This is a genomic window from Spirulina sp. LEGE 11439, from assembly GCF_059821285.1.
Genome location: NZ_JCAMRX010000003.1, coordinates 25,313 through 41,781 on the forward strand (window position 1 = coordinate 25,313; position 16,469 = coordinate 41,781).

General features: G+C 43.6%; 9 protein-coding genes. 2 read left to right on the forward strand and 7 right to left on the reverse strand.

Features of this window, described 5'->3' with window-relative positions; genetic code table 11:
• The first annotated feature begins 48 nt into the window (after positions 1-48).
• Entirely contained in the window at positions 49-2,118 is a 2,070-nt protein-coding gene (locus AC6RV6_RS02865) for a cation:proton antiporter domain-containing protein (RefSeq protein ID WP_500238804.1), read from the forward strand.
• 28 nt (positions 2,119-2,146) lie between these two features.
• On the opposite strand, the gene AC6RV6_RS02870 is transcribed toward AC6RV6_RS02865, so the two are convergent.
• From AC6RV6_RS02870 to AC6RV6_RS02895, 6 genes are all read right to left on the reverse strand, one after another.
• Complete coding sequence (locus AC6RV6_RS02870; RefSeq protein ID WP_500238805.1) at positions 2,147-2,893, reverse strand: MinD/ParA family ATP-binding protein; 747 nt, start codon at positions 2,891-2,893, stop codon at positions 2,147-2,149.
• A 133-nt stretch (positions 2,894-3,026) separates the two neighbouring features.
• Positions 3,027-5,024 carry a response regulator gene (locus tag AC6RV6_RS02875; RefSeq protein WP_500238806.1) on the reverse strand — a complete coding sequence of 666 codons (1,998 nt, stop codon included), beginning with the start codon at positions 5,022-5,024 and terminating at the stop codon, positions 3,027-3,029.
• On the reverse strand, positions 5,005-6,597 hold the full coding sequence (locus AC6RV6_RS02880; RefSeq protein WP_500238807.1) for a sensor histidine kinase: 1,593 nt from the start codon (positions 6,595-6,597) through the stop codon (positions 5,005-5,007). Before AC6RV6_RS02880 ends, AC6RV6_RS02875 begins: the two co-directional genes overlap by 20 nt.
• A gap of 240 nt (positions 6,598-6,837) precedes the next feature.
• Positions 6,838-10,635 carry a PAS domain-containing protein gene (locus AC6RV6_RS02885; protein WP_500238808.1) on the reverse strand — a complete coding sequence of 1,266 codons (3,798 nt, stop codon included), beginning with the start codon at positions 10,633-10,635 and terminating at the stop codon, positions 6,838-6,840.
• 171 nt (positions 10,636-10,806) lie between these two features.
• Positions 10,807-11,844, reverse strand: a complete 1,038-nt coding sequence (dusB, locus tag AC6RV6_RS02890) for a tRNA dihydrouridine synthase DusB (protein ID WP_500238809.1) — start codon at positions 11,842-11,844, stop codon at positions 10,807-10,809.
• 123 nt (positions 11,845-11,967) lie between these two features.
• Positions 11,968-15,126: a WGR domain-containing protein gene (locus AC6RV6_RS02895; RefSeq protein ID WP_500238810.1), complete on the reverse strand. Its 3,159-nt coding sequence runs from the start codon at positions 15,124-15,126 to the stop codon at positions 11,968-11,970.
• 112 nt (positions 15,127-15,238) lie between these two features.
• On the opposite strand from AC6RV6_RS02895, the gene pyrR reads away from it, so the two are divergent.
• On the forward strand, positions 15,239-15,784 hold the full coding sequence (gene pyrR / locus AC6RV6_RS02900) for a bifunctional pyr operon transcriptional regulator/uracil phosphoribosyltransferase PyrR (RefSeq protein ID WP_500238811.1): 546 nt from the start codon (positions 15,239-15,241) through the stop codon (positions 15,782-15,784).
• Here pyrR and AC6RV6_RS02905 read toward each other — a convergent pair.
• Positions 15,781-16,317, reverse strand: coding sequence for a 3'-5' exonuclease (locus AC6RV6_RS02905; RefSeq protein ID WP_500238812.1), 537 nt, complete (start codon positions 16,315-16,317; stop codon positions 15,781-15,783). The two genes, pyrR and AC6RV6_RS02905, sit on opposite strands and share 4 nt — an antisense overlap.
• Between the last annotated feature and the right edge of the window lie 152 nt (positions 16,318-16,469).

Consider the following 16,469-nt stretch of genomic DNA (forward strand, 5'->3'; position numbering starts at 1 on the left):
AAATGAGCATATAACGTTATATGCTCATTTTTACTTATCGTTACAACTATGGAAAACTTCCTCGCTCTCGTTCCCGATACACCTATTGTTGCCTATACCGTTTTATTGTTAATTATTTTAACCATTCCGCCAATTTTTGAGCGTTTGAGATTACCCGGATTAGTGGGACTTTTGGTTGCGGGCATCGCGATCGGACCGAGTGGATTAAACTTTCTCGATCCCGATCAAGAGATCATGCAATTGCTTTCGGATGCAGGCAAAATTTATCTCATGTTTGTCGCCGGATTAGAAATCGATCTCAATGAATTTCGTAAAACGAAGAACCGATCGCTAGGATTTGGCTTAGCAACTTTTTTATTCCCTCTGATTATCGGTACACTCGTGGGTCGTACTTTTGGGATGGGTTGGAATGCGTCGATTCTTATCGGTTCTTTGTTCGCGTCTCATACTCTTTTGGGCTATCCCATTGTCGATCGCTTGGGAGTGATTCGCAATCAAGCTGTCACCGTCACCATTGGGGCAACAATTTTTACAGATATTGCTGCACTTTTAGTGTTGGCCATTTGCGTTTCTATACACCAAGGAGAATTTTCTCCGACTTCTCTGTTTTTACAATTAGGAGCATTAGCAATTTATTCACTTATCGTTTTATTGGGGTTTGGTTGGGCAGGAAAAGAATTTTTTCGCCGCACGGGAGACGATCGCAATAATCAATTTCTCTTCATTTTACTCGCTGTTTTTTTGGCTGCTGTCGGCGCACAAATTATTAATATCGATAAAATTGTGGGCGCGTTTTTAGTGGGTTTAGCCGTTAATGACGTGGTGGGTCACAGTCCTGTTAAAGAAAGAGTAGAATTTGTGGGAGCAACCTTATTTATTCCCTTTTTCTTTGTTGATATGGGGCTGCTTTTAGATATGCAGGCTTTTGTCAAGACTCTCACGACGCAATTGGGAATCACTTTGGCGATCGTCGTTGGAACGATCGCGGGCAAATTTCTCGCTGCTTTGGTTGCAAAATGGCTCTATCGCTATAGTTGGGATGAAAGCTTCACGATGTGGTCTTTATCTTTGCCCCAAGTTGCGGCAACTTTAGCGGCAGCTTTAGTCGGGTTACAGGTGGGATTAATTTCTGATTCGATTTTTAATGCCGTCATCGTTTTAATGTTAGTCACGGCGATTCTCGGACCGGTTTTAACATCGCGGTTTGCTCCCAATTTGCCCTTACCCGAGTTAACGATCGAAGAAGAACCCGAAACAGAGTCTAAATTACCCGTATGGTTGGATATGCGCTATCCTTTTACGGTTTTAGTTCCTATTGCCAATCCTTTTACAAGAGGGTATTTAATCGAGATGGGCGCTTTACTGGCTCGTCACGAGGAAGGGAAACTCGTCGCTCTCTCGATCGCTAAGGCACACGCTCGCTTAGACGATCCCGAGGTATCCCGATCTATCGAACGTTGCGATCGCCTTTTATCTCAAGCCATAGAAATTAGTAAAATGTTTGAGGTGGAAGCCGTGCCAAAAGTTCGCATTGATGATGATATTCCTGAAGGCATTGCTCGCAGTGCGAGGGAGCAAAATGCCAGTATCATTATTATGGGGTGGGGTCAAACAACTGGGCTGCGAGCGCGACTATTTGGTAATTTTCTCGATAGTGTTTTGTGGTCGGCACATTGCCCGGTGGCGGCGATCCGCTTGCTTGACGAACCTGTAGATATTCATCGCATTCTAATTCCGATCAAAGATCTTTTGCCTCAAACTTTACAAGCCGTGCGCTTTGCCCGTTTGTTTGCCGATAGTAATCAAGGCCAGATTACCTTTTTACATGTTTGCGATCGCCAAATGCCTTTAGAACAAATCGATTTATTTAAATCGTTGTTGTCTGAATTTTTAGAACAAACCGAACCTAAAGTTCCTTTTACAATTCAAACCTCTCGGAATGACAATATTGCCGAACTGATTTTGAAAACATCGCGATCGTTCGATTTGGTAATTCTGCGATCGCTTCGCCGTCGCACGGCTGGAGGCTTAGCGGTCAGCGATACGACAACGCGGGTAATTTCCAAGTTGAATTGTTCTCTTGTTTTAATCGGCGAACCTGCTTCGGCGAATAGTTAGATAAATTAATCAGCGAAAATTCTCTCGATTATTCTGTTATTGGCAATAATAAAGCTAACTGTTCGGCAAATGCTTGAAATTTTTGGGAAATTTCGCGATCGGGATGCTGAATGGAAAAAATCCCCTGACTGCCAAAGAATTCTTCAGAATGGGGCAATGCGCCCAAAACATCGGCTTTATAAGTTTTCTCGCAGTTTTCTTTGAGGGTATTAATGGCAATAAAACTGGGAATGAGATTGAGCAGGAGAATGCTCTCTACTCCGAGGCGATCGCGCGTAATATCGAGCATGACGGCGGTGCCTTGAAAATCTTGTTCGTCTGGACGCAAAACAATCAACAGCAGATCGGTAATGGAAATGAGTAGTAGAGTTTCTTCATGCAGTCCGGGATGGGTATCAATAAATAAATAGTCCAGATCGAAGGCTTCGATAAATTGATAACACCCATCCACTAATTTTTCTATAGAAAATCCCTCTTTAGCAATTGTAATGACATCGATTTCTCGCGGCGATGCCGGTACGAAATAAAGATTTTCTACCGAACTGGTTTTAATGGTATCCACTATCGCGCATTCTCCTCTGAGATAATCGTTCAGAGTCGGGGCGATCGCCTCGGTCGATAGCTCGAAAAGAATATGAGCGCCAGGACTGTTGAGATCGGTATCGATTAAACCCACGCGTTTCCCTTGACAGGCTAAATTTGCTGCAATATTAACTGCAATGTTTGATTTTCCCGTACCGCCGCGATAAGAATGAATAGTAACGATCTTGCTCATGAACTCACACTCAATTTAAATTGATTGTAAACTAGCAAACAAGCAAAAGAAATAAGCAAACCCACTTAGTGTTAATTCAAGTTTGACCAAAAAGAAGCGGTCTCAAGCCTTCCTCTGAAGCGGTCGGTATTATTCATTGCTCATTGAAATGCCCCGATCTCGTTAAATTATCGAGCAAGCGCAAGCGATCCAAACGATTGACGATGCGGGCGATTAATTCTGGTTCCGTGACAGGCTTGCAGATATAGTCATCTCCCCCGACTTGATAGATGCGATGAATGGTTTCGCGATCGCGATTGGCGGAGAGAAATAAAATGGGAATCCCCTTCCATTTCGGATCGTTGCGAATGACTTGACAGAGTTCGATGCCGTTGATGTAGGGCATTTCTACATCTAAAATCAATAAATCCGGCGCGATCGCGTTTAAGGTTTCCCAGAATAAACGAGGATCGGCAAGGGTATGAAAATTATAATGTCCCGAGGCGAGAAACTGTTCTAGTCTTGCTAAGAGCAGGGGATCGTCATCGACGGCGAGAATAGTTGTTTGAGCAAAAGATTGACGTTCGAGGACTTCTGTTACTTTTTCTAAGACGCGGGTGGAAGAGAGAGGTTTGGTCAAAAAGCCTTTCCCACCCAAACGAGCAACAGCAACTCTTTCGTTGAAACCTTCGCGTCCGGTTAAAACCAATACGGGCAGATCGGGATGACATTCATTTAATTCTTTTAATAAAACTAACCCTTCTCGGGGGGATTCGGGAAAGCCCAAATCCAACAAGACTAAATCCGGTTGCGTTTTAGCGATCGCTTCTCGGCCTCGAGGGACATCTCCAGCAACTTCCATGCGAATGTTCCATTTTAAGGCTTCTTGTTGCAAGTCTTGCGTTAAAAACGGATCGTCATCTATCAGCAAAACGAGTTGTTTGAGGGAGTGGGGAGTGGGGAGTGGGGAGTGAGGAGTGGGGAGTGGGGAGTGGGGAATGGGGAGTGGGGAGTGAGATGTTTGAGTATTAGATTCAATTTCTCGGCGTAATTGATGGATGAGGGTTTGCAATTGTTGGACTTTAACTCGATTTACCGTTCTCTCTTGGGTTTTACCAATTTCGATAAATGCCACTTCTAATTCTCGTGCCCAATCCGATCCTTGGGATAACCCGTACATTCCTAAAGAGCCAATGAGCTTGTGTGCCTGTCTCTCGGCATTGATTCGCGAAGTTTCGCTGAGAGTTTTGGCAGAAAGTGCCGCGATCGCTGTTTCTATCTCCTCAATTCGTTCTAAAAATGAACCTTTAAATTGTTCCCAAATCTGGGCGACAGCATCTAAAGTGGTTTCTGTTTTGTGTTGTTCTTGTTTCACTTTCTCTTCTTCTCTTCTTTGCCTCTCTTGGTGGTCATTTATACCCTTCTTCTGCATCCCTTCTAGAGAAATTGCAGTCTCACCGCTCTTTTTTTCTTCTTCTGTCTCAATTTCTCTGAGGCGATATCCCATACCATAGACGGTTTCAATGGGATCGAGGGCGTGAGCCATTTTCAGTTTGCGGCGCAGTCCTTTAATATGCGCTCGCACGGTTTCTTCCCCCGGAGGATCTTCAAAGGACCAGAGATGCTCGAGAATCGAACTTTTACTAAAAATCCGCTTGGGATTGCGTAAAAATAATTCTAATAACCCGTATTCTTTCGGAGACAACGGTAAAAGTCCATTTTGCCAACTCGCTTCGCAACTGCTCGGATCCAAACATAACTCTCCCCATTCCAAGATGGGTGCGCCAGAACTGTTCAAGCGACGTAATAGGGCGCGAATGCGGGCAAAAAGCTCTTGGACGGTGCAGGGTTTAACCACATAATCATCGGCTCCCGCATCTAATCCTGCGACTTTATCCTCACTCGCATTTTTAGCCGTGAGTAACAAAATTGGATTGTGGTAATTTTCACTTCGCAAGCGCCGACATAAGGAAATGCCATCCAATTTGGGCAAACTCACGTCGAGCAGCATGAGATCGTAAGTAAACGATCGCGCATAATCCCATCCTTCTTCGCCATCCTTGGCCACATCAACGACGTAGTTGTGTTCGACTAAAGCCGTACTGAGGGTTTGAGCGAGGATTTCGTCATCTTCAACAAGGAGAAATCGCATTGGCAGCAGGATGGGGAATAAAAGTGCTACATTCGCCGACTGACGAAGGATGATTCCTTAAAGGATCTCGATCTGGATGCTTTTCAGCCATTTGCGGCTTTTCTATTGTAGCGCGATGAGCAACCCGAGGCAGAGGAATCTCAATAATAAATTCCGTACCGCGATCGCTTTGAGAGTGACATTTAAGGCTACCGTGATGTTTGTCAACGATAATTTGATAGCTAATCGAACTCCCCAAACCCGTCCCTTTCCCGACGGGTTTGGTTGTAAAGAAGGGATTGAATAGTTGAGTGCGGGTTTTTTCACTCATGCCGCAGCCGTTGTCGAGGATGCGGATTTCTACTGAATTGGGCTGGGAAGCGTTCGGTTTTGTTTTCAGGTGCGTCTGAATCTGAATTTCGGGGGTCAGATTCGGGGTTGTTTGCAATTTTTCCTCAATGGCATCGATCGCATTGGCGAAAAGGTTCATAAAGACTTGATTGAGTTGACCGGGATGGCATTCTATTTTGGGCAGTTGGCCGTACTGTTTGTTGATTTTGATTTCCGGTCGCCGTCCGTTGGCTTTGAAGCGATTGTGTAAAATCATTAAGGTGGAGTCAATGCCTTCATGGAGGTTGGCGGCTTTCATTTCAGCTTCGTCCAAGCGCGAGAAATTACGCAAAGATTTAACGATCTTGCGAATGCGATCGGTTCCGACGGTCATGGACGTGACAATTCTCGGTAAATCTTCTTGGAGAAATTCCAGATCGGCTTCTTCAATGGCTTCTTGCAAAGAACTGGAGTTTTTGAGATTGCCCTCTTGGTAAAGTGCGATGATATTCAGTAAATTCTTGATGGAGGGTTGCAAGTATTCGAGATTGCCATGAATAAAATTCACAGGATTGTTAATTTCGTGGGCTATCCCGGCCACCATCTGCCCTAAACCCGCCATTTTTTCGCTCTGAATTAGTTGTGCCTGGGTCGATCTAAGTTCTTTAAGGGTGGCTTCGAGTTGTTGATTCTGCTCGATTAGCTGCATTTTCGATCGCCGCAGGGCCATTTCAACTTCTTTGCGATCGCGAATTTCTGCTTGTAATTGTTGTAGGGTGTTTTGTAATTGAGCCGTTCGTTCTTCGATGCGATTTTCTAATTCTTCGTTGAGTTTTTTTAGGGCAATTTGGGCTTGTTTGCGCTCGTTGACTTCATTTTGCAGGACTTGATTGATCAGGGCGAGGCGATCGCTGCTGGGAAGGGTGAGAAGTTTGGGGAAGAGAGGGAGGAGTCTAGACAAAACGATGACACTTAAAATTGCTGTTATCCCGTGGCTGGCGATTAAAAGTCCCGATGATGTTGAGGTGGAGAAGACTTTCATTCCCGTTAGCAGATAGGACGTTCCGTTGGCGATCGCAAATGCTAATAATAGAAAAGTTAGGATATTGCAAGGAACGGAGCGGCGCTTGGTAACAAAATAAACAAGAATTAAAGGCAGAATATAATAAGCGATCGCGAGAGTAAAATCGGCAGTCCCTTGCAAGCTTGTGCTAAAATTAGTTGAGAGTATTCCTAAATGGGTCGGGAAACAATTGGAGAGCATTACAGAATTTATAAATGCCAGCATTTTTAAATCGTCCTCAACTTCTCTAAAAATTCTGCGAGGTGCAGAATACTTGTTTTAATGTTATGCACTTATTATGAATTGTAATTGTGAAAATCTTGTGAAAGTACCGATCTCAAAATGAAACTTAACTTAAGTTGTTTTTCCTTAACAGATCGGGTCAGTGAGGGCATTTCAAATGTAACGGAAATGCAAAAAAGTATTGCTATTAACACTTTTTCACGCTGTTTGGTTGAGGTGCAGCCAATCGAGAATAATATCAACGCGATAGTCCTCAATTAACTGACTGAGGCGATCGCGCAAAATAGTTTCTGTGGCGGGGATTTGTGCGATCAGCGATCTCATGTTCTCGTAATTGATTTCCAGACAAGCGAGATCGAGTTTTTCTTGCCAATCTATCGGCATGATTTGTAATTGTTCTCGATTTAAACTCAGCGCGGAGGAGTCTGAACTTTCGTCAGAATTCGGCTCTATTGGGCGGTGCAGATCGGGTAAATGTAAATACAATGCTAGTTTTTCCCAGAAAATTTTCTCTTCGAGAGGTTTGTTGATAATATCATCGCATCCGGCTGCAAAAATTGCCGTTCGATCTTCATCAAATACGCTCGCTGTAATGGCAATGATGGGGATAGAGGTATTCTCAATTTCTTTTTCGCGATCGCGAATTTGTTGAGTGGCTTCGCAACCATCCATAATCGGCATCCGAATATCCATCAAAATTAAATGGGGTTGCCATGTTTGCCAAAGTTTTACGGCATCCGAACCATTGTCGGCGGTACGAGTGAGAAATCCTACATTTTGCAATAGTTGCAGGAGTAATTGAGAGCTTTCCGTAATATCTTCTACCACTAAAATCCGATAGGGTTCCGAGTCGTGCAGGATAGTCGATAAAGAATCTCGCAGTTCGGCGATCGCTTCTTGGCTTTGAGATTGTCGAATAACCGGATTGTCTTCGATCGGGCTAACAGGAATATCAAAAGCAAAAGTGGAACCGCGATCGCGATCGCTACTCACTGTAATATCACCCCCCATCAAGCGCACGAATTCCCGACTAATGGACAATCCTAACCCCGTCCCTTCAATTTTGCTGCGTTGAGTTTTTGCTTGTTCAAAAGGATTAAAAAGTAACTCCAAATCTTCTGGGGAAATTCCGCATCCCGTATCTTTAACTTCAAAGTGTATTTGTTGTTGACAAACTGGTGACGGGTGACGGGTGACGGGTGACTGACGAACTGGTGACTGACTAATTAGTGACGGGTGACTGACTAACTGGTGAGGAATATTGACCCTTAAAGTAACGAATCCGGAGTTGGTAAATTTAATGCCATTACCCACAAGATTGATGAGAATTTGGCGCAATTTTCCTTCATCAATTTGCACGTATTGAGGAACATTAGCCGCACATTCAATTCTGAGTTCTACATTTTTCGTTTGTGCTTTAATAGCTAACATATCGCGAATAGATTCAAGGAGGTAATGAAGATCGCAACGTTCTTCATTTAAACTGACTCGACCGGCTTCAATTTTTGACATCGATAAAATATCGTTAATCAATGTGAGCAAATGTGCGCCACTGCGATTGATAATATCGAGATATTCTTGTTGTTGAGAGGTTAACGAATCACCTTGGGCGAGAACTTGCGTAAAACCCAGAACGGCATTTAAAGGAGTTCGTAATTCATGACTCATGGAAGCCAAAAAATCGCTTTTTGCTCGATTGGCCTGTTCTGCTTCTTCTTTAGCTTGTTGCAGTGCCATTTCCGTTTGTTTGCGATCGCTAATATCTGTATGAGTTCCTACCATTTGCCACGCATTTCCTTGCTCATCCCCGATGGTTCTCCCATAACAAAGAATCCAGCGCAAGGAACCATCTTTATGTAACATTCGATACTCGTCGATATATTCGGGATTTTCTCCGGCAAAATAGGCCGTCATTGCCGCTTTAGAACTGGCGCGATCGTCGGGATGAATATGTTCGATCCAGACTTTGGGATCGTTGGCAAATTCTTCATCGCGATAACCCAATACAGCTTTAATCGTTGGATCGATATATAAATCCCCATTTTGGAGGTTGCATTCCCAAACGCCCACTCCTGCGGCTCGGGTGGCGCGTTCGTACCGATCTTCACTCTTTTGTAAGGCAACTTCCGATCGCTTGCGAACGATAATGAGAGCAGCCAAACGCCCAATCGATTCTACAATTGTAATTTCTTGAGGATTCGGCGATCGCGTTTCGGTAAAATAGAAAGCGAAAGTTCCCAACATTTTCCCCGTATCGGAGACAATCGGTTCCGACCAACAAGCGCGATAACCGTGAGGGAGAATGAGTTGTTTGAAGGGTTGCCAAAAGGGATGGGTTTCGATATCCTCAACAATTACGCGTTTGTTAAAGTAGGCCGCCGTCCCGCAACCGCCGGAATTGGGACCGATGGGAAAAGGATCGATTTCTTGTAAGTATTCTGGGGGCAGTCGGGAGGCTATACAGGAATGTAAATAGGTGCCATCTTCCGAGAGGAACATGATAGAGGTCGTTAAATAGGGCATGAGGCGATCGATCTGAGTCACGAATGTGGTTAAAACATCCACTAAACTTTGACCGCGAGCCAGCATTCTTAAAACTGTATTTTGCGTGCTTTCTAGGAGTTCTCGCTGTTGGCGTTCGGTGATATCTGTTGCAATAGATGCGATGCCGATAACTGTCCCATTCTCATCAATGAGAGAAATATTGTACCATTCACAAACGATATTTCTACCGGCTTTGGTAATATTGTTATTAATACTGTAACGACCGCCGCGATTGGCTAAAAGGTTCTCAAAGATTTTTCTCACTCTCGCTTTGGCACAATCGGGAACAATAAAGTCGAACATTTGTCCGATAATTTCCTCAGCCGAGTAACCAAAGATGTTTTCTGCTCCGGGATTCCAAGCGATAATTTGGCGATCGCGATTCCATTCGATGGCGGCGAGGGGCATTTGTTGAAAGAGAAATGAGAGGCGTTGCTGGGAGTTTTGCAAGCACTCTTTCGCACGAACTCGCTCGCGAATTTCTGCTTGTAATTGTTGGTTTTGGCGATCGAGTTTTTGGGTATATTCTTTTTCTTTTCTCAATAAGTGAGTCAGGGAATTTTCTGAAGCTGCGAGTTGTAATTCGGTTCGTTTGCGTTGGGTAATGTCGAGCCAATAGCCTACAGCTTCTGAGGTTTCGAGGACATTGTTATCGAGGAGGCGCAACTCATCATAAATCCAGCGATAGGTACCATCTTGGTGACGAAAGCGGTATTCGCAAGCACTGCGACCGGTAGAGAGAAGGCGAGATAATTCTTGCAGGACGCGATCGCAGTCGAGGGGATGAATACGATGCAGCCAAAAATCGCGATCGCTGACATAATCTTTCGCATCATAACCCAAAATCTCGGCAACATTTTCACTCACCCATGTATGATATGGGTATTGGGGCTTGAGAACGGGTGACGATTGATGAGGGATTGATTGTTGGGGTTTGCAACTATAAAGAATCGTCGCACTGGAGGTAAAGAGGGTATTGAGGCGCTCATTAATTTGTCGTAATTGGGTTTCAGCGAAAAAGCGATCGGCGATCGCCGTTGTAATCTCCCGAAACGTTAAAAGGCAACGATCTTCTAATTTAACAATAGTCAGGCGAAACCATTTGGAGATCGAGGATTTTTGCGGCGACCCATCGGAGAATTGCGGGACGGTAATTTCTGTTTCTAGGGGTTGTCCGGTTTCAAGTACGCCTTTGCAGTCGAGAAAGCGATCGGTCAAAGCGCATACTAGGGGGAGTTTTTGCGGACTTTCTTGGAAATGATTTCCCAGCAATTGTTCTGAGGAACAGTTTAACAAGCGAGTTGCCGTTGGATTGAGCATCAGCCAGCAAAAATCAAGAATGTCCCCGTCTGAATTTCGCACGGCCTCGATAACAGCGATTCCATCGAGAGAAGTATTAATGATGCCTGTCAATAATTCTAAATTTTGTGAGACTGGCTTGCTTAACTCCATTTTGCTCCCTCTCAGCGACTGATCTCATTCCTTCAGATGCACTTGTTTTCTCAATTGCAAGCATTTTTCTCCAGTGTAACTGAAGGATCGAGCCTTCATCTTTTATCCCGCGATCGGGCTTTCATTGGCCAAAAATTTAAGAATTAATTCATTAACGCGATCGGTTTTTTGTTATGGGGACAAGGTTGTCTCTTGGCCTGAAAGTTGCTGCATTGCGATCGCTTCATCCAATAATTGACACCCTTCCTCTACACTTTCAATGCGAGAGAGGCGATCGCGCAATTCTCCCGCACCGGGAAATCCTTTGGCATACCATGCGAGATGCTTGCGCGATTGATAGATTCCGCGCTGGCCTTTGTATTCCCATAAACCTAACAAATGCTCTTTGGCGCATTGCAATCGGTCTGCGATCGCCGGTGGCGGTAATACTTTTCCTGTTTTTAAGAAATAATCGATTTCTCCGGCCAAAAATGGATAACCCAAGGTTCCGCGAGAACACATGACCCCATCGGCTTTTGTGGACTGCAAACACTGGATCGCCGCTTCCACGGAGAAAATATCGCCATTGGCAATAACGGGAATAGAGAGGATTTCTTTTACTCGCCGAATCCATTCCCAGCGTGCCTTACCTTTGTAACCTTGGGCGCGAGTGCGACCGTGAAGCGTGAGCATTTTTGCCCCTGCATTTTCCATTTGTTGGGCAAAGTCAAGAATATTAATTTCCTCATCATTCCAACCGATGCGCGTTTTCACCGTCACCGGAACATCAACAGCATTCACAACAGCGCGAACAATTTCTACGGCAATATTGGGTTGGCGCAATAGGGAGGAGCCACCGCCTTTGCGGGTAATTTTGTTGACCGGACACCCCATATTAATGTCGATGGTATCTGCTCCTTCTGCAACTGCTTTTTGTGCTGCTTCTCCCATAAAATCCGGGCGACAGTCAAATAGTTGAATCCCGATCGGGTGTTCGTCGGGATCGACTTCCATCACTTTTGGTAATTGACGTAAATGATTTAATTCGCTAGCACTGACCATCTCTGTGTACATCATCGACTCGGGGGCATATCGCCGTACCAAACGCCGAAAAACCATATCGGTGACTCCTGAAAGAGGAGATTGTAAAACGCGGCTTTTTACGGTTACTGACCCAATTTTTAAAGGAGTCGCCAGTTTGGCCTCGATATCGCGAGAAAGGGATAGCATCAATGAAATAAAATGCAACATTCTTTCTCTACTTTATCGAGTTTTGGGAATATTGGGGTTGCGATCGCTAATACGACTAGAAGAAAAATATCGGTCAACCGTGATGAACTTTTCTAGGTAGAATTAGCGATGCGATCGGAGTGAGACTTCTTTGATTTGCAAAGGTAATTCAATTTCTGGATAAGTTTTCTGGATTTGTAGCATCGTTTGAATTGCATTCGCTTTATCGCCGATCGCAATAGTTAAAGATTGGCGAGTGAGAATTTCTGCGACGATCTCGGCAGCAGTTTCGCTCTTTTGCGCTTCTTCTTGGAGGAAGCTAAAAATACGCTGTTTGGCAATTCGTCCGCGATTTACACCCGATAAAACCGTGATAAAATAGGGTTTAAGCTCAGCAAGGCGATCGCAATTTCCTGCCGCATAATTCTGTAAATAATTCGTGGCAAACATCTGCATATCCGTACTGGGGTGTTCGCTAAATTTAATTAAATATTCTTGTCCGTTACTGCTTTGGAAATAGCGCGTCACTAAATCCCGTCCGAAGCGCCGCACGTCTTCGCGAATACTATCGCATACTGTAATAATGACTTCTGGCGACCAATATTCTCGCGGTAAATCTTGAAATGTTTGCCAAGCAAACCCTCGCGAATCTTCCCATTTTGCCTCTAATAAGCGCACGGCTGAGAGCTTTTCTTCTGTATTATCCCCAATTGTTCTCAATCGTTGAGCAAACATTTGTTGCGAAGCTTCTCTAACGGTTAATATTTCATGGTTTGCGAGTTTAACTAGCTCTTTTGTGGTAAAATTAGGATAGAAGCGATCGCAATTTTCTTGTAATACCAATCCTCCTAATTCTTTAGCATTGGGAGATTTTGCCCGCAATAATTGTAATGCTTCTTCTTTGGTAATTGAAGACATCCAATTGGGGATATATTCTCGCAGTAAGGTCACTAAATTTTGATGTACGCCATCGTGTCGTTGGGGTTCGAGTAATAGATCGATAAAATCGATCGCAAGTTCGAGGCCAAATTGGCGATCGCGAGTGGCTAAACGATGAATGACCGGACGAATGGAAACTCGTAGATCCGAACTCGAACTCACTGCCATTGCTAACAGGAGGAGGCGATCGTTCATTAATGTTGCGTCGGGTAACTGTGCAAAAATTTGCATACCAATTCCTCGGATAAATTCGTGAGGAGAAGTTAATAAAGATTCAATTAAATCTGCTGGAAGTTCGGTAACGGGAGTTTGATGATTGAACAAAATTCTTGCGCCGATCGCTTGTACTTCTGCCATTGGATGTTGGAGCAAATCGAGGATAATTGTTAAACCAATTGTTCTTAATTGGGCGGAAAAATTAACCAACAAAATTTCGCTAATTTCTTGGATTAAATTGGGATCGGCTGTTTCGCGATCGCAGGCTAATAAGACTGTAATGATTTGTCCAATTAAAAGCTGTACTGTTTCGGCATTTAAAAACGAAGAACTCAACAAGCGACGAATAAAAGCACGAGTTTCACTTTGGGAACTGACAATTAATCCCACAACAAACTCACTCGATCGCAAGAAAATATTCCTCTGTTGTTCAATCCATTGATAAGCCTGCGATCGCGCTGTTGGTAACATACAATTAGCTAAAGCCAGAATGAGGTTAAATTGAGGGTTATTCGAGTTATAGCGATCGCGGGTTAATTCAAAGGCAAATTGTACGGTTTCTGTATAGGATTGCTTTAATAATTTTATGAGATTGTCTTCTGTTAATTGCTGCCAATAATGCTGACAATCTCGCATTACTTTAATCGCAAATTGATGTACGGGATGACAAACGCTTTCAATTAATAGTTTTAAGACTGCATCGGGATGCTGTTGCCATAATTGAGGAAATGCTTCTTCGCGGATATCGGGTAGGAATGTATCGGGTTGATAATCTTCGCGAAGTTGCCATGCTTTAAAATCAGGAATATAGCGAGGACTGTTTTCATAGAGAATATGGTTTAAAATTTGCAAATGAGCAAAGCGATCGTAATGAATATTCACGCGATCGTAGCTTTGAGTCGTAGGATTATATCGCCGAATGGGTCTGAACTGAATGGGACGACTTTCTGTATCAGAATATTGTAAAAGCGTGACAGTAGCAAGGTCAATATAAGCGCGATCCCTTTCTTCTCCTAACGTTTTTAAAGTTCGCCAAACTCGCTTCCGTAAATAATCCCGAGTTTGTTGACTATAAGCGCGTCGGGAACGATCTTTTTTTAATTCTTGTTCGTAACGGCGCTTTCCCGTGCGGCGATATTGGCGTTTTACCGCATCCCATTCCCAACTTCTGCGATAGTTATTAAATGTACCTTCTTCTTTATCAAATCGATGCGCTAAAATGCCAAATATTTCCCCATCATGGCGATATTCTGCCATTTTAAAAATATGTCGTAGAGGTTTAAAGTAATTAGGGGCTAAAGGGGCAAGTTTGATTTTTTCTAACAAGGCGGGACGGACAGTATTGTTATTAATTTGATAAATTGTGTCTAGGATTGTAAAACGTCGATAATCGCTGCTTTCGAGATAGGTATGTAGCGATCGCGCAAATCTTTCCGCATCATTCCCTGCTGCAACTTCTCTCAATTCTGGCGGGAGTTCTGTTAATTTCGCTGACTGCATTCTCTCTCGTTCTCTTTCATCAGAGAGTTTAAACAAGGCTTCCCAAGCAATACGCCGCACAAACTCTGGTGCAGAAGTGGAATTCATTAATTTTCTGATTTCTGCGATCGCATTCTCATCACCGCACCATCCCAACGACCAGATAATACTATAATCCCGCAATTCAGTTCCCGTCCCTAAAAGAGAAATTAAATAAGGGGTGGCTGCTAGGATTTTTAACTCACCCGATCGCCAAATAACCCGATCTAATTGCCAATTGCGATCGCTTCTGGCTGCCAAACGATTTATAATGGCTTGATGACGTAGATCTCGACTATTATCAGATTGTGGTATTGAGGTTGGTACAGGCGTAAAAGTCGAGGGACTATCTTCAATATTACTGTCCTCTCTCGCATCGCAATAGCCACTAGCGAGTTTAGAAGAAACTAATTGATTGAAAATTTGTTCTGCTTTTTGTAAGGAAACAGAATCGACGGTTTTTGAGCCTTCTTTAAGTTTCTTTCCTTGCCGTCCGTAGCGGAAGTTGACCAAATAGCGATCGCCTTCGACTTGATAGAGATCGACTTGGTAAATTTTTTGCGATCGCCCCGCTTGATACAATAAAGTTTTACGATTAACCAGTTCCATATTGAGTTCTTGGTTATTTTTTTAATACTTTTATACTATAGCACGAGTTAAGTTGGCGAGAATGGTAAATTTTTGTTTAGAGTAGATCGATAGCCGTGATGAATAATAGCTTATGTCAGATGCGATCGTTGAAATTCTCTCCGCCGACGAAATGCGTCGCACAATTAATCGCCTTGCTTCTGAAATTGTAGAAAAAACGAGCGATCTTGCCAATACTATTCTTGTCGGAATTTACACTCGAGGGGTTCCTCTAGCAGAAATATTGGCGAGTCAAATTGAAATGTTAGAGGGAATTAAAATGCCGGTTGGTGCATTAGATATTACCTTTTATCGAGACGATCTCGATCGCGTGGGAATGCGAACTCCAGCAAAAACAAAAATCCCTTTCGATCTCACCCATAAAAATATTATTTTAGTCGATGATGTTATTTATAAAGGGAGGACAATTCGAGCGGCTTTAAGTGCGATCCCCGAATACGGAAGAACCGAGAGTATTTATTTGGCTGTTTTAGTCGATCGCGGACATCGCCAGCTTCCCATTCATCCCGATTTTACGGGCAAATATTTACCGACTTCTTCAGAAGAAAATGTTAAAGTTTACTTGCAAAACATGGATGGAAGAGATGCGGTAGAATTAATTCGCAGTCGTACTCCTTAGATTAACTTGAGTAAAATTCTGGCAATATTCCCCGCATCGTCATGGCCGCGATGATGCGTGCCTTCCAAAGGGAGAGCCAGCATTTCTAAGGCTCTTGCCATACCCACTTCTTTCGGTAAACCCCGAGCGATCGCAAACAAGGTTTTCACATTAAGATGACGCACCCCAAAAGGATAGCGAATCCCTCGTGCTATACACTGTTTTTCAAACATCCGGCGATCGTAGTCCCCGTAACTCGCCCACACTCTTTTCTCAGATAAGTATTCTTTTCTTAAGCGCAAACAAGCATCGGAAAAAGAAACTCCTGTATCGACCTGTTCTTGTGTTAGGGTCGTTAATTCCGTACAGAATTTACTGATAGTAGAACATTGTGGTTTCACTAAAATACTTACTTTTTCGGCAACTGTCTTGGTCGTTAAATCGATCGGTGCAATACCCACTTCAATAATTTCGTTTTCCTGCTCGGGTGGAGGACTTTTTTTCCAGCAAGTGGCTTCAATATCGATGACAAGGAGGCGATCGAGTTTAACCATAGGAAGGGTGGGAGATGGAGGATAGTTCGTATTATACCGTAGTACAAAAGAAGAGAACGGCGATCGCCTCGTCCTATCGAGGCACAACCGATCGCGATCGCAAGAATTGAGTTATCTCTATCACTTCCATGCTTGCACGAACGCACTGATAA